The sequence below is a fragment of the Vibrio comitans genome (assembly GCA_024346835.1).
Taxonomy (GTDB): Bacteria; Pseudomonadota; Gammaproteobacteria; order Enterobacterales; family Vibrionaceae; genus Vibrio; species Vibrio comitans.
The window spans coordinates 2,662,714-2,686,683 of the sequence record AP024866.1; the positions used below are offsets into that span (position 1 = coordinate 2,662,714).

Annotated in this window: 19 protein-coding genes; 4 read left to right on the forward strand and 15 right to left on the reverse strand. The window is 44.3% G+C overall.

All coding sequences use genetic code 11. The annotated features are described in order from the left end of the window. The first annotated feature begins 17 nt into the window (after nt 1-17). Nucleotides 18-1,385, forward strand: a complete 1,368-nt coding sequence (locus OCU46_RS12195; protein ID WP_141270835.1) for an MATE family efflux transporter — start codon at nt 18-20, stop codon at nt 1,383-1,385. 57 nt (nt 1,386-1,442) lie between these two features. On the opposite strand, the gene OCU46_RS12200 is transcribed toward OCU46_RS12195, so the two are convergent. The 3 genes from OCU46_RS12200 to OCU46_RS12210 form a co-directional block, all read right to left on the reverse strand. Continuing rightward, nucleotides 1,443-2,360 carry a M14 family metallopeptidase gene (locus OCU46_RS12200; protein WP_141270836.1) on the reverse strand — a complete coding sequence of 306 codons (918 nt, stop codon included), beginning with the start codon at nt 2,358-2,360 and terminating at the stop codon, nt 1,443-1,445. A gap of 31 nt (nt 2,361-2,391) precedes the next feature. After that, on the reverse strand, nt 2,392-2,982 hold the full coding sequence (locus tag OCU46_RS12205) for an alpha-ketoglutarate-dependent dioxygenase AlkB family protein (protein WP_141270837.1): 591 nt from the start codon (nt 2,980-2,982) through the stop codon (nt 2,392-2,394). A gap of 105 nt (nt 2,983-3,087) precedes the next feature. Then, a complete protein-coding gene (locus OCU46_RS12210; RefSeq protein ID WP_141270838.1) occupies nt 3,088-3,504 on the reverse strand; it encodes a glycine zipper family protein in 417 nt (138 codons plus the stop codon). Between the two features lie 267 nt (nt 3,505-3,771). Between OCU46_RS12210 and OCU46_RS12215 the strand changes: the two genes are divergently transcribed. Together OCU46_RS12215 and OCU46_RS12220 are read left to right on the forward strand one after the other, a co-directional pair. Then, complete coding sequence (locus tag OCU46_RS12215) at nt 3,772-5,850, forward strand: alkyl/aryl-sulfatase (RefSeq protein ID WP_371858836.1); 2,079 nt, start codon at nt 3,772-3,774, stop codon at nt 5,848-5,850. Nucleotides 5,851-5,956: 106 nt separating this feature from the next. Further along, on the forward strand, nt 5,957-6,451 hold the full coding sequence (locus OCU46_RS12220) for a hypothetical protein (protein WP_141270840.1): 495 nt from the start codon (nt 5,957-5,959) through the stop codon (nt 6,449-6,451). Here the strand turns inward: OCU46_RS12220 and OCU46_RS12225 are convergent. Continuing rightward, nucleotides 6,444-7,379 carry a LysR family transcriptional regulator gene (locus OCU46_RS12225; RefSeq protein ID WP_141270841.1) on the reverse strand — a complete coding sequence of 312 codons (936 nt, stop codon included), beginning with the start codon at nt 7,377-7,379 and terminating at the stop codon, nt 6,444-6,446. The genes OCU46_RS12220 and OCU46_RS12225 overlap by 8 nt on opposite strands. Before the next feature lie 107 nt (nt 7,380-7,486). Continuing rightward, nucleotides 7,487-8,470, reverse strand: coding sequence for a Gfo/Idh/MocA family protein (locus OCU46_RS12230; protein ID WP_141270842.1), 984 nt, complete (start codon nt 8,468-8,470; stop codon nt 7,487-7,489). A gap of 505 nt (nt 8,471-8,975) precedes the next feature. Here OCU46_RS12230 and pykF point away from each other — a divergent pair. After that, nucleotides 8,976-10,388, forward strand: coding sequence for a pyruvate kinase PykF (pykF, locus tag OCU46_RS12235; RefSeq protein WP_141270843.1), 1,413 nt, complete (start codon nt 8,976-8,978; stop codon nt 10,386-10,388). 73 nt (nt 10,389-10,461) lie between these two features. Here the strand turns inward: pykF and OCU46_RS12240 are convergent, their stop codons facing one another. From OCU46_RS12240 to OCU46_RS12285, 10 genes are all read right to left on the reverse strand, one after another. Next, complete coding sequence (locus OCU46_RS12240) at nt 10,462-10,593, reverse strand: hypothetical protein (protein WP_337972446.1); 132 nt, start codon at nt 10,591-10,593, stop codon at nt 10,462-10,464. Nucleotides 10,594-10,870: 277 nt separating this feature from the next. After that, nucleotides 10,871-11,365 (reverse strand): acetolactate synthase small subunit, encoded by a 495-nt coding sequence (gene ilvN / locus OCU46_RS12245; protein ID WP_141270844.1) that lies wholly within the window; start codon nt 11,363-11,365, stop codon nt 10,871-10,873. 1 nt (nt 11,366) lies between these two features. Then, the gene (locus OCU46_RS12250) at nt 11,367-13,088 is read right to left on the reverse strand and encodes an acetolactate synthase 3 large subunit (RefSeq protein WP_141270845.1); all 1,722 of its coding nucleotides are present in this window, start codon (nt 13,086-13,088) and stop codon (nt 11,367-11,369) included. Nucleotides 13,089-13,441: 353 nt separating this feature from the next. Beyond that, nucleotides 13,442-15,277 (reverse strand): AMP-dependent synthetase/ligase, encoded by a 1,836-nt coding sequence (locus tag OCU46_RS12255; RefSeq protein WP_141270846.1) that lies wholly within the window; start codon nt 15,275-15,277, stop codon nt 13,442-13,444. 229 nt (nt 15,278-15,506) lie between these two features. Beyond that, on the reverse strand, nt 15,507-16,475 hold the full coding sequence (leuO, locus tag OCU46_RS12260) for a transcriptional regulator LeuO (RefSeq protein WP_141270847.1): 969 nt from the start codon (nt 16,473-16,475) through the stop codon (nt 15,507-15,509). A gap of 377 nt (nt 16,476-16,852) precedes the next feature. Further along, nucleotides 16,853-17,911 (reverse strand): MJ1255/VC2487 family glycosyltransferase, encoded by a 1,059-nt coding sequence (locus OCU46_RS12265; RefSeq protein WP_141270848.1) that lies wholly within the window; start codon nt 17,909-17,911, stop codon nt 16,853-16,855. A 3-nt stretch (nt 17,912-17,914) separates the two neighbouring features. After that, on the reverse strand, nt 17,915-18,472 hold the full coding sequence (locus OCU46_RS12270; protein ID WP_141270849.1) for a phosphatase PAP2 family protein: 558 nt from the start codon (nt 18,470-18,472) through the stop codon (nt 17,915-17,917). A 138-nt stretch (nt 18,473-18,610) separates the two neighbouring features. Continuing rightward, the gene (locus OCU46_RS12275; RefSeq protein WP_141270850.1) at nt 18,611-21,718 is read right to left on the reverse strand and encodes an efflux RND transporter permease subunit; all 3,108 of its coding nucleotides are present in this window, start codon (nt 21,716-21,718) and stop codon (nt 18,611-18,613) included. Next, nucleotides 21,715-23,040 carry an efflux RND transporter periplasmic adaptor subunit gene (locus tag OCU46_RS12280; protein ID WP_141270851.1) on the reverse strand — a complete coding sequence of 442 codons (1,326 nt, stop codon included), beginning with the start codon at nt 23,038-23,040 and terminating at the stop codon, nt 21,715-21,717. Before OCU46_RS12280 ends, OCU46_RS12275 begins: the two co-directional genes overlap by 4 nt. Further along, nucleotides 23,037-23,690 (reverse strand): TetR/AcrR family transcriptional regulator, encoded by a 654-nt coding sequence (locus OCU46_RS12285; RefSeq protein ID WP_141270852.1) that lies wholly within the window; start codon nt 23,688-23,690, stop codon nt 23,037-23,039. The genes OCU46_RS12280 and OCU46_RS12285 overlap by 4 nt, the downstream gene beginning before the upstream one ends. Between the last annotated feature and the right edge of the window lie 280 nt (nt 23,691-23,970).

The window sequence follows — 23,970 nt, forward strand, 5'->3', positions numbered from 1 at the left end:
CAGCCAGATAAAAAAGCATGACCACCGAAGCGATAAAACAAGATGAATCTGTAAGCCAAGTATTTTGGCGCTTTGCCGTACCTTCTGTAGCGGCAATGCTGATTAGTGGCTTGTATCAAATTATCGACGGTATTTTTGTTGGTCATTATGTCGGCTACGCAGGTCTTGCCGGTATTAATATGGCATGGCCTATCATCGCGACCATAATGGGATTTGGCATCCTTGTGGGTATGGGCGCAGGAAGCCTTGTTTCAATGTACCGTGGCGAGAAACAGCCCCAGCAAGCGAGCAGTGTTTTACAAACCGCCATCGGTTTAACGCTCTTGTTCTCTCTTATCTCCATGCCAATTATTGGCGTTTGGGGACGAGACTTATTGATACTGCAGGGGGCCACGGGTGAGTCTCTTACCCACGGTTTCAATTACATCAATATCTTTGTTTACAGTGCCCCTATGGCGATATCGGCCACGCTTATCCCAATGCTTGTTCGCAACGACAACAGTCCAAAGGTGGCTACAGTACTAACAATTATCGGTGCTGTACTCAATATTATCTTGGACTACTTGTATATAGGTGTTCTAAATCAAGGACTGCAAGGTGCGGCCATTGCTACGGCATTATCACAACTGACCGTTACAGCACTTGGTCTTGCATATTTTGTCTCTAATAAAGCAGAGATTCGCTTAACAAGCCTGGCCTTTAGCCTACAAAAAGCGTTTCGTATCTGTCAGTTAGGCGCATCTAGCATGCTGATGTTTGCTTATTTCTCATTTGTCATTGCGCTGCATAACCGCTTGTTAATGCATTATGGCACTGAGGTTCATGTCGGCGCCTTCGCCATTATCGGCTACATAGCCACCATGTACTATTTGTTTGCTGAGGGCATCGCATCTGGCATGCAGCCTCCTGTGAGCTACGACTTTGGCGAAAAACGTTATAGCCGCATCAAGGGGACGGTTGCTTTAGCGCTTAAAGTTGTATTGATATCAGGTGTTGCGACAGTTGTGTTGTTGAACCTATTCCCGGAGTTTTTTATCTCTTGGTTCTCTGATTCAAATGCAGAGCTAATAGCGACTACCGTAGAGGGAATGAGACTGCACCTAGCAGCACTATTTCTAGATGGGTTCTTATTCTTAGCTTCTGTGTACTTTATGGCAGTGGGTAAAGCAGGAAAGGCGATGTTCGTTTCGGTGGGCAACATGCTCGTACAATTGCCGTTTCTTTTCTTTGTTCCTCAATGGTTTGGTGTAGAAGGAGTTTGGGTTGCTGTACCATTGTCCAATCTTGCGTTGACCATGATCGTAGCCCCAATGCTGTGGAAAGATATCCAAGCCCTAACCAATAAAGAGGTGGTTATTTCCGACGCCGTCGCCGCCACCTCTTAACGTTATACTAATAACACTAAGTAAGCGTTCATAATTAGTACGATTGGTATTTATAGATTAAAGCCCTTTCAGGTAATCCAGCATTCCGGTAATTGCTGCTACTTGGGCACGGTTACACTCTTCTGCTGTTGCTTTGACACTGTCTGGATACACTTCGGTTGTTGTGGTGTATTTAGCCTTGCTGAAGCCAGCACATAAGCCAAGTTTTTCTAGCGGATAATTGATTACGCCGTGCTGCACTACCTCTGACCCAATAATGGTGCCATCTGGATCTGCTGGTGCGATATGAGTGACCTTTTCTACTGAAGCAATAATAGCGGTTTGCATCTCTTCACATGGGTTTTCAGTATCACCCACAGTGTAAAATCCATCAGGGATAGAGCCCTCAAAATACTCTAGTCCGTCACGCGCAGCTAAGGCGGGTCTAAATTCTTCCTCGTCACTATCTGTCGTTTCATGCAGATCGATATGGGCAAAGATTTCAACGCCTAAATCTTTTACAAACTGCATCACTAATGCCGATTCTGGAGCTGGGCTATTTTCTACAAATGAGCGATTTGGATCGATTGCCTCTGGGTTCCAGCGATTAATGATTTCATAGCCCCATGGAGATACGCATGGTGCAACAATAAGGTTAAAGTCACTCTGATAGTGAGAAGCTGTTTCTTTCAAGAATAAAAGCGCACCTTGTACACCACTAGTCTCATAGCCATGTACACCACCAGTGACAAGCACAGTAGGGTTATTGCTATTCCATTGCTTAGATTTAAAGCCAAACAGCGGGTAAGGCCCTGATGGGTAATCCAGTTCTCCATATTGAACACGCTCGAAGCTATCACCGATTTCATCCATCTTAGAAAGCACTTCTTCTTTATAAGAACGCTGTATAGTACGACTCTCACGCCATTGCTGAACTTCTTTTTGAGTCCACTTTTGACCGGGTGTTCCAATTGGATAAGTGTGTGTTTGTTGCATGCTCGTGTTCCATTCTAGATGAGTATGCGAGCTAGCCTATCACACTCCGAAAGGTAAGATTAATACGTGGCTGTGAGACTTTTGTCGTTTTCGGGATGCAGTGTTGCCAGTGCGCTTGCAAATCGCCCGCCATGATCAATAAAGCACCATCCTCTAAGATGTACTCAATCTTCTGTTTAGTTTGTTTGTGCTTAAGCACAAAGCGCCGACTTGCACCTAGACTGACTGACGCGATGACTGGGCTATCTCCCAGTGATTTTTCGTTGTCACTATGCCAACCCATATGATCTTGACCATCTCGATAGAGGTTAATCAATGCCGTATTAAAGCTTTGAGCAGCAATGCTTTCTACTCTTTGTTTGATAGGAAGTATGGGTGTAGGCCAAGGCAATGGCTCAAGAGTAATACCAGAATATCGATAAGCCTGAGTGCCACACAACACGTGTAGCCTTGGCTGCATAACCGAACGTCCGTACATCTTAATTGCTCTCTGCTCCCAAGGGAGCTGATTTTGTAAAGACTGAAATAGTTCATCAGTCTCTTTAGATGACATAAACTGCGGATCGTAATAGAGCCTACCCTGCTCTACCTCCGACCATTGAGGTTGCTCTGGAAATAGCACTATGAAATTACTCGTGCGAGAAACATGAATTTAGATTAGCAACAAACCTTCGATAGACGCAAAAACGCCAAGCAATGCTTGGCGTTAATATGGAGTATTAAGCAATTAGCTCTCTTCAGAGTCGTCTTCTTGCTTTTCCATCTCAGCCAGTTTGGCTTCTAGTTCTTTAATTTTCACTTCTGCTTCTAGTTCGGCTAAGCGCTTTTCTGCATCAGAGCGATTGTCCTGTTTCAAGCCGTCCGCTTGAATTTCTGACCTGTCTTTCGCTCGAGCGTCATCAACATCTTTCATTGACCCTGCAACACCACCGGCAACACCACCCGCAACAGCGCCTTTAGCCGCAAGGCTAGCATCACCCGTCAACGCACCAGCTGTAGCACCCAGTAGCGCTCCACCAATGGCGCCACGATTACGGCCCGCGTTTTTATTCTCAGCATCCATTGCCTCGTTTGATGCACAACCTGTTACGGTAAACAGAGAAGCAATCAGAAGTAGAAGAGTCGATTTAGTACGCATTGTCATGGCAACCTCAATAGTCAGTATTGTTTGGAACGCTGATAATTTAACTAAAACTAACCATTCAAAAAATAGCAAATACACTAAACCTGATATTTACATTCAAAATATCAAAACGCATCCAAGTAACAATATTGTTAAGACTACTTTATCTACCCTTCAATCTACTTGCTGAATAGATATTTATTTTAAAAATATCTGATTGCGAGTTAGCCATAATGATTGATATCTCTAGTTCTCATAAGCTTACTCACATCGGCACCTAGCCCACAAATGAGAGACATTATGAAAGCGAATATTCTTCCTTTATCTTTAGCTATTGTTAGCTCTTTAACCGCAACCGCTACATTTGCTGGTACCAATGACGCACTACCGACATTTACCGCTGAATCTAAGAACGCTACACAATACACAGCAGATTTTAATCGTTCGCTACGCTCACAACTGAATTTTGCAGATACAACGGATTTTGAATTAGCCGATAAAGGATTCATCGCTCGTGAAGATAACCTGAAAATCATGAATAAAAATGGTCAAAGCATTGCTTGGGAGTTAGGCAGCTATGACTTCCTATTGCAAGGCAAAGACTTTGATAGCATTCACCCGAGCATGCAGCGTCAAGCCGTTCTAAACATGAAGCACGGTCTTTATCAGGTGCGTGATGGGGTCTATCAGGTGCGTGGCTACGACTTAGCGAATATTACTTTCGTTCGTAGTGAAAATGGTTGGATAGTGTTTGATCCGTTGACCATCCCTGAGACAGCCGAGGCTGCATACAAGCTATTTAAGAAGCATGTTCCTGACGGGGATCTACCTATAAAGGCAGTGGTTTACTCCCACTCTCATGCTGATCACTTTGGTGGCGTGAAGGGCATAGTATCCCAAGAACAAGTGAATGCTGGTGAAGTTGAAATCATCGCACCACGAGGCTTTACCAAGCACTCAATATCAGAAAACGTACTCGCCGGCACAGCCATGGCTCGTCGTGTGCTGTATCAATACGGTACTTCTCTAGAGAAAGGGGCACAAGGTCAGGTCGATGCCGCAATTGGTAAAAGCGTAGCCTCTGGTGAACTATCGCTGATCATACCAACTCTTGAGGTTCAAGAAGACATTCAAAGCGTTACTGTTGATGGCCTAGAACTCATCATGCAAAACGCTCCAGAAACTGAAGCTCCATCAGAGATGAACACCTACATTCCTGAATACAAGACGTATTGGGGAGCTGAAACGACGGTTGGTGGTCTGCACAACTTGTATACCCTTCGCGGTGCATTTGTCCGTGATTCCCTGCAATGGGCTGATGTAATTAATGAAGCTTTGTATGAGTTTGGTCATCAATCAGAGGTGTTAATCGCCTCTCACAGCTGGCCTCGCTGGGGTAACGACAATGTGGTTAACTTCCTCGAGAAGCAACGCGACATGTATGGCTACCTGCACGATGAGTCTCTGCGCTTGGCAAACCATGGCGTCAACATTAATGACATTCAAGATGAGTTTAAGGTTCCTGAAACCCTAGCCAATGAATGGTACCTGCGCGGTTATCACGGCTCATACCATCGCAATGCAAAAGCGGTACTAAACAAGTACCTAGGCTATTTTGATATGAACCCAGCTAACCTGATTCCACACAGTACGACTGAGTCAGCTAAGCGCTACGTTGAAGACTTTGGCGGCGACAACATTATTGCAGCGGGTAGCAAAGCCTTTGATAGAGGCGACTATCGCTGGTGTGCTGAGATCGTCAACAAAGTGGTGTTTGCTGAGCCTGAAAACAAACAAGCTCGATACTTGCAAGCGGACTGTCTTGAGCAGCTGGGCTATCAGAGTGAATCATCGGGAGAACGTAACGTCTTTCTAGTGGGTGCTGATGAACTTCGCCGAGGCATAGTTAAAGGGGCTTCTACCAAAACAGCCTCTGCTGACATGATTCAGAACATGCCGACCGCTGATTTCTTAAACTACATGGGTGTTCGTCTAAACGGTCCAAAAGCGGCGCAAGATAATTTTGAAATGCGCGCCAACCTTATCATTTCTGATGAGAACGAAAAATTCGCCATTGAAGTAAAGAACGGCCGTATGAGTTCTATCGAGGGCTACGATGTTAATCAACCTGACTTTACCTTAAGTATGCCTCGCTTCGCCTTCGATCAACTGCTGACACAGCAATCGACGATGCAAGAGTTAATCAAAGCCGGAGATATCAAGGCAGAAGGTAACCTCGATAAACTCGGAGAACTAACTGGTTATCTTGATAACTTTGAAATGTACTTCAATGTGATAGAGCCACAAGACCATTCAAAATACAGCGTGGGTTACTCAGCGACGAATGAGTCACCGATTAATCGATAATCAAATAATAACAACACTCGTTGGCTAAAAGTCCTAGGAGGCAGGCTTATTACGGTAAGCTCAGGCACACGGAAGTGCTTAATGTCTTTTATGATTGGAGTTCGATATGCCTACCCTTATCAAAAAAACCATTGCTGTGCTTTTGTCTTCTGCATTACTCGTACCCTCTATGGCAGCAGCATGCGTCATGGATGGTATTGGCAGCGGCGCACTTTACAAAGTTCCCAAACAAACATTCAGTATTCAGTTGGCCACTACGCAAGCGATTAAAGCCAATACCATAACGGCTTCAACTAGGGGTAGTTATGAGCAAAGAATGATGATGCTCATGTTTCAACTTCAACAGCAACTCAACGCCAAAAGTGAGGGTGAGTGGTTCTTGTTTGAGTCGAGCAAAGGACACTACTACAAAATCATCGCGTCAAACTCAGGAATAAACATCAAACAACATGAGGTGCCACAGGGAGAGAGTGAAGAATCCATAATCATCGATGTCGATGTGTTGAGCGCTATTGTCAGCAAACAGATAAATGCCAAACAAGCTGCAGAGCTGGGTATTTTGTACTTACCCAACAATGCAAGAAATTTGCTAATCAGTTAGTACTTACTATCGGTTCATCCTTTTCAAGCAGACTAGATACCAGTTCACGTAGCCACAAGTTAGCCTTATTTTGATTCATCCGGCTATTCCAAACGAGATAAGACTGGTAGGTATCTACATCAAAGGGAAAGTCTAAGACTTGTAACCCAAAGGCATCTTGGTATTGCAAGGCAAGGTGATAAGGAACCGTCGCGACCGCATCACTAAACGACACAGCACTCATTATGCCCATCAATGACGAGTGCTGAGAGTGCACTGCTCGCTGCGGTAATACTTCATCTACAAACCACCCCACGAATGGCAGGCTTCTTCGTCTCAAATTAAGTATGGCGTGCTTTTCACTTAGGTATTGATCTTTACTGATCGAATTATTAGGTAATCTCGGGTGCCCTTTTCGCACCACACAACACAGTTTATTCTCTGTTAACGCTTGGCTGGCATATACTCGAGATGTAGATTTTACTACATCGATAACAAGATCGACCTTTTCATTACTAAGATCATCGTAGATCTCTTCCTCTGTTGCCGGTAGCTCTTTTGTCACTACATCAATACCTGGCGGCATCGCTGTATTCACTAGCGCTCGCTGCAAGGTATAAATCAGCCCCTCGTGCACATAGACAACAAACGATCGCTGGCTTTGAGTGGGTTCAAAGCTTTCCAAGCCAGACAAGCAAGCCTCTATATCGAGAAGTGGGCTTGCTAATCTATCGTAAAGATCCTGAGCGAATCGAGTAGGCTTTATTCCCCTACCCGTTCTAGCGAACAACTCCTGACCGGCATTATCTTTCAGGCGTGCCAACGCATTACTGACCGCGGATTGAGTCATATCCAACTCATCAGCAGCCTTGGTCACAGATTGACTGCGGTAAGCAATCACAAAGACTCTTAATAAGTTGAGGTCGAAGCGTTTATTTTTAGTTCGCATATAACATGCTTTCTCCACAGAGATTTGCTCAAATCTAAGAATAAACCAAGATACAGCTATCAACAGTCATCAAGGCGTAAAACTCTGATATTTATCGACATATCAACCTACTTGGTTTCATTATCGGCTGGGAAAACCACTCCAGTTTGCGCTCGAATTTCAGTAATGACCTTTGAGGTTATCAAGGCTCTATGCTGATCCGCAGCGTGAATTCGACCAAGGCCTATCGCTTTAGCAAAGGCCTTGGCTTCGTAGTACATAGGATTAGTGTGCTGCTTTACTCCGATAGACAATGGCGATTCCCCCCTTTGATACCATTTCACACTTTGGCACAAAGAGATCATATCAATCTGCAGGGCAGCATCTTCGCCTTGTATTTCACTAGGCAGATAAGAATCGTTGACCTTTGAATGGGTAACGACCGCATCAAAGTCACCAAAATTCAAGATAACGCTACCATGACCATCAACACCAGACTCAAGTAAAGCAGCTTGTGCTTTTATTGACCTCGGCTCACCAAACAGCTCGACACAGGCCGCAATGCAATAAAAGCCAATATCCATAATAGAGCCATTGGAAAACAAGGGATTAAAAGTATTAGGATTCTCTCCATCCAAGTACTTTTGATAGCGAGAAGAATACTGGCAGTAATTAATATTCGCTTTGCGAAGCTTTCCGAGCTTGGGGATAGATTGTCTAACAATATCAAAATTGGGCAGGTAGCTAGACATGTAGGCTTCAAAGAGGATCACACTTTGCTCTTGCGCTACCTGATACATCTGCTGCGCCAATGCAAAGTTGGAAGCAATAGGTTTCTCAACAATAACGTGTTTACCTGCCTTCATTAATTGCATCGCCTGAGGGGCGTGAAATGAATTTGGACTGGCTATATAGACGGCATCAACATCACTGCTGGCTAAGGCCTCCAATGAGTCAAAGTAATAACTTGCTTGATGTTTTTGAGCAAACTGCTTCGCGTTCTCGATATTTCTTGAATACACAGCCTGCAACAAGAACGAATCGCTGGTCTTAGCAGCATCAATAAAGCGTTCGGTAATCCAGTTTGAGCCTATAACACCCAGTTTCAACATGTTACTTCCTCTTTAAATATTTCAGATGATCATCCGATCAACAACTACCGAATATAACACGTTCTGAGAGGCTAAATTTAGACGACAGCAAGACGTCTCAAGCCTGATCTAGCCTAGTTTTAGCTCTGTGGATTTATTTCAATGTTAAAAATAATAATTTTGCGCTAAAACCTTGTTCTAAGACAATTCTAAATCGTGAACTTCATTAAGTTCGGTGTTAGAATCCGACACCAGAAAGAAACTTTATTACAGAATTTTTGCCGATAGTGCCTGACTGACTAAAGAGTTCATTCGGGTTTTAACGGCGGATTAGACGAAAATTAATCCAATTATGGGTCTAAAAATGACTAATAATGTGTGATTGGTCGTCGTGGTTGCCAATAAATACTTTTTGAGTCACAAAATAACGACTCGCTGTAAATTTTGTAATTTAATTACAAATGAAGTAATATGGCCGCCAGTACCCTATTTAATCTTACGTAATACTTACCGGAGAGTATTTTCCATGAAAAAGACCAAAATCGTATGTACGATTGGCCCTAAAACTGAATCTGTAGAGAAGCTAACTGAACTAGTAAATGCAGGCATGAACGTAATGCGCCTGAACTTCTCTCACGGTAACTTTGAAGAGCACGCTGCGCGTATCGAAAACTACCGCGAAGTTATGTCTAAAGTAGGCAAGCAACTAGCTATCCTTCTAGACACTAAAGGTCCAGAAATCCGTACTATCAAACTAGAAGGCGGCAATGACGTTGATCTAGTAGCTGGTCAAGAATTCACTTTCACTACAGATGCTTCTGTAGTAGGTAACAAAGACATCGTTGCTGTAACTTACCTTGGTTTCGCAAACGACCTATCTGCTGGTAACACTATCCTAGTAGACGACGGTCTAATCGAAATGGAAGTTATCTCTACTTCTGAAACTGAAGTTAAGTGTAAAGTTCTTAACAACGGCGCACTAGGCGAAAACAAAGGTGTTAACCTTCCTGGCGTTTCTGTTCAACTTCCAGCTCTTTCTGAGAAAGACAAAGCTGACCTTAAGTTCGGTTGTGAGCAAGGCGTTGATTTCGTTGCTGCTTCTTTCATCCGTAAAGAAGAAGACGTTAAAGAAATCCGTGAGCTTCTAAACGCTAACGGTGGCGAAAACATCCACATCATCTCTAAGATCGAGAACCAAGAAGGTGTTGATAACTTTGACGCTATCCTTGAAGCTTCTGACGGCATCATGGTTGCTCGTGGTGACCTAGGTGTTGAAATCCCAGCTGAAGAAGTAATCTTCGCTCAGAAGATGATGATCGAGAAGTGTAACCGCGCACGTAAAGTTGTTATCACTGCAACTCAAATGCTTGATTCTATGATCAGCAACCCACGTCCAACTCGCGCTGAAGCGGGTGACGTTGCGAACGCAATCATGGATGGTACTGATGCAGTAATGCTTTCTGGTGAAACTGCTAAAGGTAAGTACCCAGTAGAATCAGTAGCTATCATGGCTCAAATCGCTAACCGTACTGACAGCGCTCTTAAAGCAGAACTAGGTTCTCGTCTTGACAGCCCACGTCTACGTATCACTGAAGCAGTATGTAAAGGCGCAGTAGACACAGCTGAGAAGCTAGCTGCTCCACTAATCATCGTTGCTACTGAAGGCGGCAAGTCTGCACGTTCTGTACGTAAGTACTTCCCAACTGCAAGCATCGTTGCTCTAACTACTAACCCTAAGACTGCTGCTCAGCTAGTTCTTACTAAGGGTGTTCGCCCAGTTCTTGTTGACTCTATCAACAGCACTGACGAATTCTACAAAAACGGTAAAGAGTACGCTCTAGAGTCTGGTTTTGGTAAGAAAGGCGACATCGTAGTTATGGTTTCTGGCGCTCTAGTTGCTTCAGGTACTACTAACACTGCATCTGTACACGTACTATAATTTGTAGTCCGATACAGATACAAAAAAGAGAGCCAATTGGCTCTCTTTTTTTATGTCTGTTACTGAGTAAGTTTTAGTAAGAGAACAGCTCTCTTCGGTGTGTATTCATCAACAACACTAGTGGTAAAAAATAAACAGCGTTAAATGTCACTGCCATCATCAATAAACCACCAACAACTAATCTTACAAATGCATTCTTTAACATACTTCGCCTCGATATGATCACAGAGTTGCGCTATCCCTATCTCACTCAGCGATACTGTGTTCATTCAAACTGGGCGCAGTGTATCGTTCAAAAAAGCACCACGCAATCACAATAATCATACTATTTGCACTGCCTCAAAGTTCTAGACATTAAAAAAGCCATCCCTGTGACAGAGATGACTTTAAGGCTAAATATAAAATTCAGATTATTCAGTGAGTTAAGATATACACCAACTAAGTTAGCAAGTACTTACCTTTCAACACGTCTTAAATGAAAACTATGCTTTCAGCGCTCTTTCACCACGAGCAATACCCACGATGCCGCTTCGAGCAACCTCAATAACATCAGTAATTTCAGATACCGCTTGAATGAAGGCATCGAGTTTTTCACTGGTACCTGCCAGTTGTACTGTGTATTGAGAAGCTGTGACATCCACAATCTGACCACGGAAGATATCAGCGGTACGCTTCACTTCGGCGCGGGCAAATCCTGATGCCTTTAGTTTCACCATCATAAGCTCACGCTCAATATGTTCAAACTCGGTAACTTCTTGCACCTTAAGTACATCAATCAACTTATGCAGCTGTTTTTGTATTTGCTCTAATTGCAGTTCATCGGTTTCTGTTGTGATATTCAGACGTGAAAGGGTCTCATCATCGGTTGGTGATACCGTTAGAGATTCAATGTTGTAGCCACGCTGTGAAAACAGACCCACGACTCGAGACAGTGAACCTGGTTGGTTTTCCATTAGTAGGGAAATGATATGTCTCATATTAGGTTCTCTCCGTCTTGCTTAACCACATATTGTCCATGCCTTCGCCTTTAACTTGCATTGGATACACGTGTTCTGTTTCGTCTACGCTGATATCGACAAATACCAAACGGTCTTTCATATCTAACGCTTTTTGTAGTCCTGATTCGAGCTCATCTGGTGAAGAAATGCGAATACCAACATGACCATAGGCCTCGGCAATGGCTGCAAAATCAGGTACCGAAGTCATGTAGGAGTTTGAGTGACGTCCTTCGTAGATGATGTCCTGCCACTGCTTAACCATTCCCAAGAAGCGGTTATTAAGGTTAATGATTTTTACTGGAATGCCGTATTGAAGCGCCGTAGATAGCTCTTGGATATTCATTTGAATACTGCCATCGCCCGTCACTACCACTACTTCTTCTTCAGGGTGTGCAAACTTAACCCCCATCCCCGCTGGAAGACCAAAGCCCATAGTGCCTAGACCACCGGAGTTAATCCAACGACGAGACTGTTTGAATGGGTAGTAAAGAGCTGCAAACATCTGATGCTGACCTACATCAGAGGCAACATATGCGTCACCATCGGTCAGTTTGTGTAGTGTTTCAATAACCTGTTGCGGTTTAATTTTATCTGGCGACTTCTCGTAAGCTAAGCACTGACGTTCACGCCAAGTTCCAATCTCAGTCCACCAGCGATCTAAGGCTTCTTTGTCATTATCACTGTTTTGATTTTCTAGCAGTGACACCATGCACTCAAGAACCTTATCCGCAGAGCCCACAATTGGCAGGTCTGCGCGAACGTTCTTAGATACTGAAGACGGGTCAATATCCACGTGAATGATCTTAGCGTCAGGGCAGTACTTCTCTAGATTATTAGTCGTACGGTCATCAAATCGTACCCCCACACCAAAGATAAGGTCGGCATTGTGCATCGCCATATTTGCTTCGTAGGTACCGTGCATGCCTAACATGCCTAAGGAATTACTGTGCATCCCTGGGAAAGCGCCTAAGCCCATAAGGGTACTCACCACAGGTAAGTTAAGCTTTTCCGCCAAACTGATTAGGTATTTATCTGATTCTGAGATAACTGCACCACCACCAACATAAAGCACTGGCTTTTTCGCCTCTAAAAGGGCCTTCAACGCCTTTTTAATCTGTCCTTTATGCCCAGATGTGGTTGGATTGTAAGAACGCATCTTGATGGTTTCAGGATACTCGTAAGGGAGTTTAATCTGAGGATTCATGACATCTTTCGGCACATCAATCACCACAGGGCCAGGACGGCCTGTAGAGGCGATGAAAAATGCTTTTTTAACCGTTTCGGCAATATCTTCTGCACGCTTAACTAAAAAGCTGTGTTTAACGATAGGACGCGATACGCCCACAATGTCACATTCTTGGAATGCATCATTACCTATCAGGCTATTTGGCACGTTTCCTGAAATGACGATCATTGGGATCGAATCCATGTAAGCCGTCGCGATACCAGTGACGGTATTCGTCGCACCAGGGCCAGAACATACTAGCACTACTCCAGGCTTACCTGTTGAGCGAGCATAACCATCGGCCATATGCGTTGCCGCTTGTTCATGGCGTACTAAAACATGCTTGATCTTGTCGGTCTTTGCATGAAGGGCATCGTAGATATCAAGAACCGAACCACCCGGATAGCCAAAGATCTGCTCTACTTCTTCTTCGATCAATGACTGGACGATCATTTCTGCGCCAGATAACATTTCCATTAAATCTCTCCTTACCAATTGCGAATAGGTTTGGTCCACTTATCCGCTAGGTTTTACATAGCTAGGGCTTATTCGTAGCCTAAAAGTATCCTTATCATTGCTGAGCGTTTAAGCCTCTCAACAACAACTCAACTATGTCACCACACCAGCCATAGCAGGTGTGGGATAACCTGCCCACCATACCGTTTTTGCCCTGTAGATGTCCACGCAAAAACCACATTTCATTAACAAAAATCACAAAAAAGCACAGCCATATGACTCATGATTCTTAACTACCTGTTTTTAATAGCGTTAAATAAAAAAAGCCCGCCAACTTAGTAAAGTGGCGGGCTCTAATTGTTTACGTTAACTCTCTACTTTTTAGGCTTTGGCTTGCTCTTGCCCGTTTCATCGTACATTTCATCAATTTCGTCTTGATAACGATCATTGATAACCTTACGGCGCAGTTTCTGAGTTGGAGTCAGTTCCCCCTTCTCCATAGAGAAGGCTTTAGGTAGCAGTTTGAACTTTTTCACTTGCTCAAACTTGGCTAAGTTTTGTTGAAGTTCAGCAACTCGATCTTCGAGCATTTCAACGATTTGGCTGTGCTTTAGTAGCTCGACCTTGTCGTGGTATTTGATATTCAGCTCTTTAGCATGCTCTTCTAGCGCCTCAAAGCTTGGGACGATCAAGGCAGAAACAAACTTGCGTGTATCGGCAATAACGGCAATTTGTTCGATAAAGTGGTCTTTACCTATGGTGCCTTCGACGACTTGAGGGGCGATGTACTTGCCACCAGAAGTCTTCATCAACTCTTTGATTCGGTCAGTAATAAATAGGTTACCGTTATCATCGAAGTGACCCGCATCTCCCGTCTTCAAGAAGCCATGCTCATCAAAGGTTTTCGCTGTCTCTTCTGGCAACTTATAGTAGCCACGCATTACCATAGGACCGCGTACTAAGATCTCGTTGTTTTCACCAATCTTAACTTGAGCTCCAGGCATTGAAGTGCCGATGGAATCAGGGTTAAATGCAGGCTCATCCCAACATGAAACCGTCGCCGTAGTCTCTGTCATGCCGTAACCAAGCTTCACGTTCAAGCCAAGCGCATGGAAAAAGCGGCCAATGGTTTCATCCAGCTTAGCACCGCCACATGGCATCATCGTAATATTGCCACCTAACAAAGCTCTGAGCTTTTTCAGTACTAGTTTGTCCGCTAGGGCATGACTGCGCTTGAGCAAGTAAGACGGCTCACGCTGTTCCTGCTTACATAGCGCAATACGTGCACCCATGTTAACAGCCCAAGTGAACATTGCTTTTTTGACAAAAGAAGCACGGGATACTTTTTCATGAATTGCTGAGAAGATCTTCTCATAGAAGCGAGGTACAGCACACATCACTGTCGGCTTAACCTCACCTAGCGCATCTTTAACCTGCATGGTATCAACCAAATAGGCATTGGTTGCGCCGGTGTACAGAACGAACATAGTCCAAGCGCGCTCAAATACGTGCGAAAGAGGCAAGAAACACAAAGACACATCATTTTTGGTTAGGTTCAAACGCTCAACATGGCCTTCTAATTGAGAGGCAAAGTTAGCGTAATCCAACATCACACCCTTTGGTTGACCTGTGGTACCTGAGGTATAAATCAGCGTCACAAGATCATCTAGATTTGCATCAGCAAGGCGTTGCTCAAATTCATTGCTGAGCGCGTCAGCATCATTCTTTTCGGAAGCTTTAAGGAAGTCATCCCAAGAAAGGCTGAAGCTATTGTCTCCAAGTTTGATGCTATCGCACATCGCAACGATCAGCTCAAGCTGTTCGCATTGCTCGAAGATATCTACAGAGGCGTCATATTGATCTTGTTCTCCAACGAACAACACCTTAACGTCTGCATTTTGAATTACATAAGCAGATTGTTCTGCTGTATTAGTAGGATAAATAGGAACGGTTACAACACGTGCTTGTAATGCACCAATATCTGCCATTGTCCATTTTGGCATGTTGTTAGAATAGATACCGACCTTATCCTGAACACTCAATCCTTGAGCCAAAAGTGCCATAGAAACAGCGTCCATTTGCTGTCCAAATTGCGACCAAGAAATATCGCACCAAGCACCATTAACCTTATGTTTGAGTGCAGCGCGATCTCCTCCATCTACAACCTGTTGGCGAACCTTTTTTACAATGTGAAACTCTGAACTGGTCATAAACCTCTACCTTTTGGCTTACAGGTGTAAGCTGAGTGAGCGCATAGTTTACAGTCGGGCAAATAAAACGCAATTCTAATAGCTTTCTTATCATACAAAATTGGACATAAACCGTGTTTTTGCTCACTGGTAAGAGTAGTCACTATTTGCATTTGGATAATAAAAAAGCACCAAAAAACCGACTTTTTGGTGCTTGATGATTTTATGCGCTATTTTTGGCAAAAGATCCCTAACGATCTTTTGCTACCACTTCTGTGCAAACTGTCATTAATTGCTCTCGCATCCACACATGAGATTCATCGTTTTCACGCGATTCATGCCATGTCAGGTAAGCCTTAATCTCAGTTGGCTCACCAGGGAATGGCAATTCATGAATACCAAGATTTGTTGGGAAAAAGTCTTTTACCCAACGCGGCACAATACAAATAAGTTCAGATTGCGCAGAGACCGCAATCAAATTGCCTAATGTTGCACCTCGGTATGAAGAGGTCACCTCTAAGCTTTTGTAGATTCGATTACTCAAACCCATTACATCGCTAGTTGGAGACAGGCGTGCATGTTGCTCAGTTAAAAGTTGCTCCATAGAGATCTGGTTCTTGTCGCCTAGACGAGGGTGATCTTTAGCACAAATCACCACAAGCTCATCACTATAGAGCTCAGTGCTTACAAAGCCAGGTTGCTCGAAACGAGTATAATCAATCACAAAATCAAGCTCTTGGTGCTTAAGTTTCTCATGCAACGAAACACCACCTAACGAGTCTAGATTTAACTTAACGTTGGGCGCTTTCTCTGTCGTGCGCTTGATCAGTTGAGGGGCAAATCGAACGTCATTAGGCGTTCCAATTGCAATGGAGAACGTATTGGTCGATGTCGCTGGATCAAATAGAGCACCCGGCAATTCATTCTTAACCAACTGCAGTGCCTGACGAACTGGAACAAACAATTGACGAGCACGAAGAGTTGGAGAAATACCACGACCTTGACGCATAAATAGATCGTCCTTAAACATCACTTTCAAGCGCGCTACTGCATTACTTACTGCAGGCTGAGACATGTTCAGATTTTTTGCTGCGCGAGTGATATTTTGCTCCTGCATAACTGCATCAAACACTGTTAGCAGATTTAAGTCGACTCCACGTAAGGTTGTTCCTTGGTGAGCTAATCCTTGCTGCCAATCATGTGAATTGCTAGTTAACATATACTCTTCTCTTTATTCTATTTAGCCAACCGCGTGTCAGTTTTACTGTATCGCTCGTATCAAAGAACAGTTACGAAGCGACTAACTAACCTGCGAATCATCAACGGGATGAATATTCAATGAGGCTAATATGTTTCAAATCATCACCAATGAACAAGCAAATTGATAAAGAATCAGTACATTTTATCAACAATAAGTTTTTTAACTTACATAACAACCACTTAATATAAGCATAAAAAAAGCTAAATCAGGTTTTGTGATGAATAATTAGACAAAAATCAATCATTAATGAAAGGCATCAACACTAAAAGTGGTAAATAACCAGCAACAAATGGTCATTTACCACTAGAGAAATAAGAACGAGTGAAGCGTATTGGTCAATCCAATAGATGTGTTATATGACTAGGGAAATCGACTTGCTTCCAAAGCGTTTGGCTCAATGCTTCTTGCTGATGCCAGTCTCCTTCTACTACCCAATCAGCGATAGCTCCCGCAACATCAGGGTAATGAATCGGATCCGGTTTTTGTTCACCTAACCATTTTCGTATTGTCCCAGCTTCCAGTTCTAACATTGCAGAACCGAGCCCTAGATATTCCAAAGTAGCCACATTACTTTGCTGCTCAAATTGTCCATTAAGCGGTTTAAGCAGTAGTTTTTTACCAAGTGAAAGCGCCTCCGATGGCAACTCAAATCCACCGTTTGCAATCACTCCCTGACAGCGAGAAAGGTCGCCCTGAAATGAAGAAAACGACAAGGGACGAAACTGCACATTTCCAATATCATCCGCATCTCTGACATCTGGGTGATAACAACGAAATGTGTGATCAGAAAAACGCTGCAGCAAATCTGCGACTTGTTTTAGATCTTCAAATGGTAGATACACCAAGATAAACGCTTCTTCGGCTACCGTATGTTGTGCACAAGTATGAACAATAGGTGGCAGGATGGGTTGCTCAAAGTGGTACCAATGCAAACCCAGTTGAAAATCCGAAGGAGCAAAGTGGTGAATGATGGTTTTATCCATCAAGCCAAAGCCCTTCTTTGGAACCTGAAAGCGAAATGCATTCTGATGACTAATACCGATACAAGGCACTTTATGCTTCTTAGCTGCCCATGCTGAGATAGGCTCAAAATCATTCAGTACTAAATCGTAGTCTTTGACATTTAGGCTGTTGATGTCTTGGAACAGCTCTACCAAGTTGTTGTTGGTCGCCGTTTTTATGTAGTCTACCTTGCCACAGTGAGAGTTGAAGGTAAGCCCAGAAAAGGAGCGGTAACCATTGAAGGACTCCATCGAAAAGTACTTTTCTCTTTCTCTACCCGAAAACACAAAGTCGACTTGTATGCCGTCTTGCTTTTTCAATGCCTCGGCCATAGCCCTTGCTCGAGCAATGTGTCCATTTCCCGTCCCTTGCACGCCATAGAGTATCTTCACAAATTAAACTCCTACAATTGCCATTGCAGTGAATGAACTGGCTAATCCCAGCATCACACCTGCGACGATATCGCTAAAGAAATGAACACCCAGTAGAATTCGAGATAATGCAATGAGACCGGCCCAAACCACCGCTATCACGGCTAAGCTCGGAAAGAAGGTACAGGTTAATACCGCCATAATGGTCGCAGCAGCAGTATGCCCTGATGGCATGCTGTACTTATCGGAGGGCTCAATAAAGTTGGTCAGTCGAGAGGATAAATCATGAGGGCGGCGGCGACGAAAGCTGTTCTTTGCGATCCAATAAATAGGTAGCTCAATAACAAACGAAATTAGGCCACAGGCAAGAAATAGACTACCTATAGTAGAGTCTGCAACCCAAGCAATCAGGGCAATTGCAGCGTAGAGGTGGCCATCTCCAGAATGAGAGACGGCCCTGCTGAATAAGCCAACCTGAGAAGCGAATCTATGCTCAAGACAGAACAATGAAAATGCTAGATCAAAACGAACTATCGGGTTTATTCGCTGTACACCCTGACTTTCTAAATCAAAACTACTCATGTCGCCTTCCTTATCAACTTCCCAGATGGGTTCCCAATGGGTTAATGCCCAAACTAAGGAAGTTAAATGACAAGAAGGTGACGTTTTGTTTGAGTTGAGATTACATTTTAAGCACTTTTTGATGTACTCAAACTAAGCTTAGGCATTCAGGTTCTCATGCTTAGATACCTTGCCAAAATCGGCTAGTATGGAATAAGCGCAAGGCACCATAAATAACACCAATACAGTTGAAGCGAAGATACCAAAAACTATCGATATCACCAGAGGCTGAATAACCTGAGCCTGAAGGCTGGTTTCCAGTAGCAATGGCAATAACCCCGCAGCGGTTGTCATCGAGGTAATAAATACCGCTCGGAAGCGCTCCCTACTCGCCTTAACCACAGCGTCATGCACCGTATCCCCTTCGTCTACATGGAAGCGAATGTACTGAACTAACAGGATAGAATCATTCACCACAATCCCTGCAAGAGACACAAACCCCATAATACTTGGCATACTCATATTGTGACCGAGCAAGAAATGCCCCCAAATAACCCCAATAAAGGCCAGCGGTATCGCCAGCATAACCACGAAGGGTTCGAGATAGCTGCGAAATTGATAACTCAAAATGGCAAACACCCCAAACAACCCCACCAAGAAGCCTTTGCCCATTGATGAACCAGTCTTTGCTGTGTCCTTGGATTCCCCTTCAAAGTCGACACGAATACCTGGGTACTTTTGTTGAAGTTTTAGAAGCTCTTGAGTTTTGAACTTATTGATAATCTCTCCAGAGCTTGCCTTTGAGGTGTCTAAATCACTAAATACCGCCACGGTGCGCATACCGTTAATGCGCTGAATACGCACATAGTTACGCTGAAAATCGAAGCTCGCTAACGTTGCGAGAGGGATCTGTGCCCCGTCAGGCATGATAATTGGGAAGTTGGCCAGACGCTCAAGGTTGCCCGCTTCCTCCTTGTCTAAACGCACCTCAATCTTAATATTCTCAACGCCAATCTGAATCTCATCCGCCGTTTCACCATAGAAGGCGGCGCGCAGTTGACTTGCGATCATCTGTCCATTCACACCATAGCTTTCAGCACCAGGACGCAATTTAACTAAGACTTCCTCTTTACCCATCCGCATATCATCAAGCACGCCATGCACACCATCAAACTCATTCAAATAGGACTGTATCTCTACCGAGGCCGCCTTAAGCGACTCAAGGTCGTCATGTTGCAAACGGATCTCTATTGCTCGACCGCCTGGCCCCATCGTTGGCTGCTTAAAGACCAGTGAAATAGGCGCAGCCATCTCCCCTGCGTCTTCGCGCCAAGCATCAATAAAATCATCAAGGATAGTATTTCTCACTTCTGCGCCAAGCAGATCTAGGCGCACGGTAGCAATGTGCGGACCCGACTCATTCGCATCCGCATTGCTGTTGAAACTTGCGGTAATGTGCTGAATTAAAGGAACGCCATTTTCTACGTTTTCAGTCCATTCTTTATCAAGCCGCTCTGCAGATTTAACCAGTCGATCCACTACTTTTTCGGTTTGGCTTAATGACGAGCCTGGAGGCAGGATAATTCTCGCCTCAGCGATATCCCCATCCAACTCAGGAAAAGGCACAAACTTGAGGTGGCCACCGGCAAGCAAGGAGACAGAAATGAGCAAGGCTGCGATGACCGAGCCCATAAACAAGTATCGATACTCAACCGCTTTATCTACTGCACGCACTAGCGTCCCATTGCGAAACTGTTCAAATTTTTGCAGAAATACCGTTTTAAAGCGCAGGTCTGGACGCTCTTTTTTGGCGCTATGTAGCGAATGTGATAAGTGATGAGGCAAGATCAGAAAAGCCTCAATAAGACTGATACTGAGCACAAGAATCAATACCTGTGGCACCGCTTTTAGCACAGCGCCCATCTCACCATCTAAAAACAGCAAACTACCAAAAATACACACTGTGGTTAGAAATGAAGAAACAACCCCGGGGAGAACCTTCTTCACTCCGTTTATTACCGCATCATCAATGCTCTGCCCCCGATCCAAATGTGCGGCTATCGATTCGGCGATCACTATGGCGTCATCCATCATGATACCGATGGCCATCAGTAAACCCACCAGCGACATGATATTGATGGATATCCCAAGATTGGCCATCATGAAAATTCCGCCGAGGAAGGCAACTGGAAGACCCGCAGCAACCCAGAACGAATAACGCAAACTAAAGAACAACCACATAGTGGCAAACACTAACACAATGCCTTGCCAGCCATTTCGCACCATCATGCTCAATCGATCCCAAAGTACAGATGAGAGATCGTTAGTCATCTCAATCGTGACGCCATCGGGAGCGATTGCACGCTGATCATCGACAAAACGGGCAACATTGTCTTTGATTCTAAGTGCATCATCTTCTTTATTTTTGCTGATCTTGAGTATTGCTGCAGGCTTTTCATCAAACAGCACTTTCTGCTCATCCAGCTCAAAACGATCGGTAATGGTCGCCACATCACGAAGGCGCACAATAGAACCATTGGGACCAGAACCCACCACTATGCTTTCTAGCTGCTGCGGGGTGACTCGCCTTTCATCAAATCGGATCAATAAATTCTTATCTGGCGTTTCCACGTTACCACTAGGCAGTTTTATGTTCTGCTTGCCAATCTGAGAGGCAATATCATTCACGCTCAATCCAAGCTGACGCATGATGTAGGTATTGAGTTCGACACGATATTGATGATCAGAAAAGCCGGAGACATCCACTAGAGAGACACCATAGTCCAGCTTCATGGTGCGCTTCAGGCTTTCTGCATAAGCCTTTAGCTCAGGCCAACTGGTATCTGCAGTAATCGCTACATCGACCACAGGTTCATTCCAATCTAGCTCTTGCACCATTGGAGATTCAATCTCGTCTGGAAAGTCATTAATCGAATTAATCTGGGTTTGCACGTCCACCAACATACGCCCAATATCTGCAGAGTTATCGAGCTTTAATGTCAGTCGAGCGCTGCCTTCGACAGCCTCACAGGTGGTTTCTTCGATATTGGATAATCCATCTACCGCATCTTCCATCCTGACACACAGGCTCTCTTCTACCTCCATTGGCGAGGCTCCAGGATAGACAATGGTCGCCATAATGTAAGGAGGAGAAAACTCAGGAAAGGTTTCCCGCTTGATGGTAGGCAAAGTAAGCACGCCCACCAAGAAGATAAGCAGCATCAATAAGTTGGCAGCTGTTGGGTGCCTTGCAAAAAAACGAATCACGCGTCACCCTCCTGTGGATCAGACTGATCGTCAAGGCTTTCAAGCTTCAGCAGCATACCCGGTATCGCTGGCAATAGATCGTTAAGGATCAAGGTATCCCCGTCGGAGAAATCACCATCAACAATCACCTGTTGATCACGTCGATAGAGCACGGTCACCGGCAGTATTTTTAACTTACTGTCTTCAAATAAATAAACCTTGTCGCCATGCAAGGCCCTTTCAGGAACCACCCATGCTAGCGATTCTGTCCCCTCGATTTTAGCTCGAACTAGCATGCCACTGACCATTGGAGGGCTGCTACTCGGAGATAACTGACTGTAGTCTTGTTCGACCTCGAGAATAACACCGGCTGTGGCTTGAGTGGGGTCGATAGAGTCACTCACTCTGGCGACTTTAGCGGGCCACGTAGCTTCCAAATTCCCACTCGATAAGGTGACCTCTGCGTTAAGACGAGAAAAACTTGGCAATGGAGAGCCCACTGCATCGCGATCTTTTGCTTCAAGGCTTTGCACTAGCAATTGCATATCATGGATGGAAAGTTGCGCCTCAACCTCCATTATGTCTAGGCCCTGCGCGACTATCATTTCTTGTTGCAGGTTAACGACTTGGTTAAGTTCGATATCCACAGAAGAAATTCGCAGATCGCGAGGAAGAACAATACTGGTTTTTTCAAGGGAGCGTTCAGCCTCTTTCACTTTAGCTTGATTAACTTCAATCAATGCCTCTGCGACTTTTTTCTCATCGGGATACAGCGCCATCTGATTTTCAATATCTTGAACTAACTTCTGCTGCGCAAGGTAGGTCTGTTGCTGTGCATCGACATCAGACTGAGAGGCCACTTTCTTGCTTCTCAAATCTTGAATACGCTTAAGCTCTGTTTCTGCCAGCTTTAGGCGGTTCTTTTCAATCTTTAAGCTGTTCTTACTATTGCTGTTTTCTAAAGCCAGCTTTTTCAGTTGGGTTTCACTGGAACCAAGGTCCGCTTTAGCCTGAATCAGTTTTAGTTCGTAATCTAACGGATCAATCCTGAGCACTTCAGTGCCGGCGGTTAAGATGCGCCCACGCTCAAGATCAGGATTTCGATAAACCACCTTGCCGGTAACTTCAGCAATCGCCTTCCACTCAAACTTGGGAGAGACCTGTCCAAATCCTATGGCTTCTGGCGCCATAGAGACCGGAGTCATGGTCATGACCTCAACTGGCCTCGCTCTGTCTCCCGCCGGCTTAGTTGGTACATCAGGGCGAGTTTCAATCATCACCACCAGAGTGATGATCCCCACAGCAAGAGCGGGAAAGAACAGTAGTTTTCGGTTAAGTTTCATTGGTTGTTGTCCTGGTTCTGAACCTTGGTATTTATCATTCCAGATGCGATGACACTTAGGTTGTGATGTAGCATCTCTTCTAGAAAAGTCGGGGTGAGTTCAATTTGATGCTTTTCCAATATTGCCGGTGGTGAGATGAAGGGAAACATCAGCATACTAATAAAAGTCAGCTTGCATTTCTTAACATCCAGGTCCGAACGGAATACATCTTGTTTGCCTTGAGTAAAGAGCAGATCACTATCAAGCGCACCTACCAGTTGATCAAACAGCTTTTCCGTCACTTGGCGCTGAACCTCTGAGGACGGTTGCATCATGATACGCACAAGCATACGAGGAAACTCGGGGTCCTTACTCATAACTAAATAATGGGTACGCATGATGGTCTCTAAAGATTGCGAGCTTGGACTTTGTTTATGCTTACGCATGCTGTCGAGTATCGGTGTCATTACAGAGGTTATCATGGCTTCAAAAAGCCCTTCTTTATTGCCAAAGTAGTAACGAATCATGGCCGAGTTAACTCCCGCCTTTTCTGCAATCAGGCGCGTTGAAACTTTTTCATAGGGCATACTGCTGAACAACAATTTGGCGCTTCGGATAAGACACTCTCTCGCCTCGGTTTTTTCAGCTGGCCTCCCTGCCTTTCTCGACATCTAACTCCCACCACCCATTAATTACTCAATTGATTAATTATAGTGACGTAAAACCGAAATAGAGAGGAGTTAAATTAATCAAAAACGCCGAAAGTGATTAATTTAGCTTAATCAACGCGTTAAGGGCGGAATAGAGTCGGAAAGTTTTACCTGTAAATCTAATTTTGAAGAAATGTTGAAGATTTATTCCACTTAACCCTTGACGCTTGCAGGGGAATTGCGGTACTAATTTGTTAACTTAATTGGTGGATTGTTTTTCTATTATGAAATTTGGTGTTTC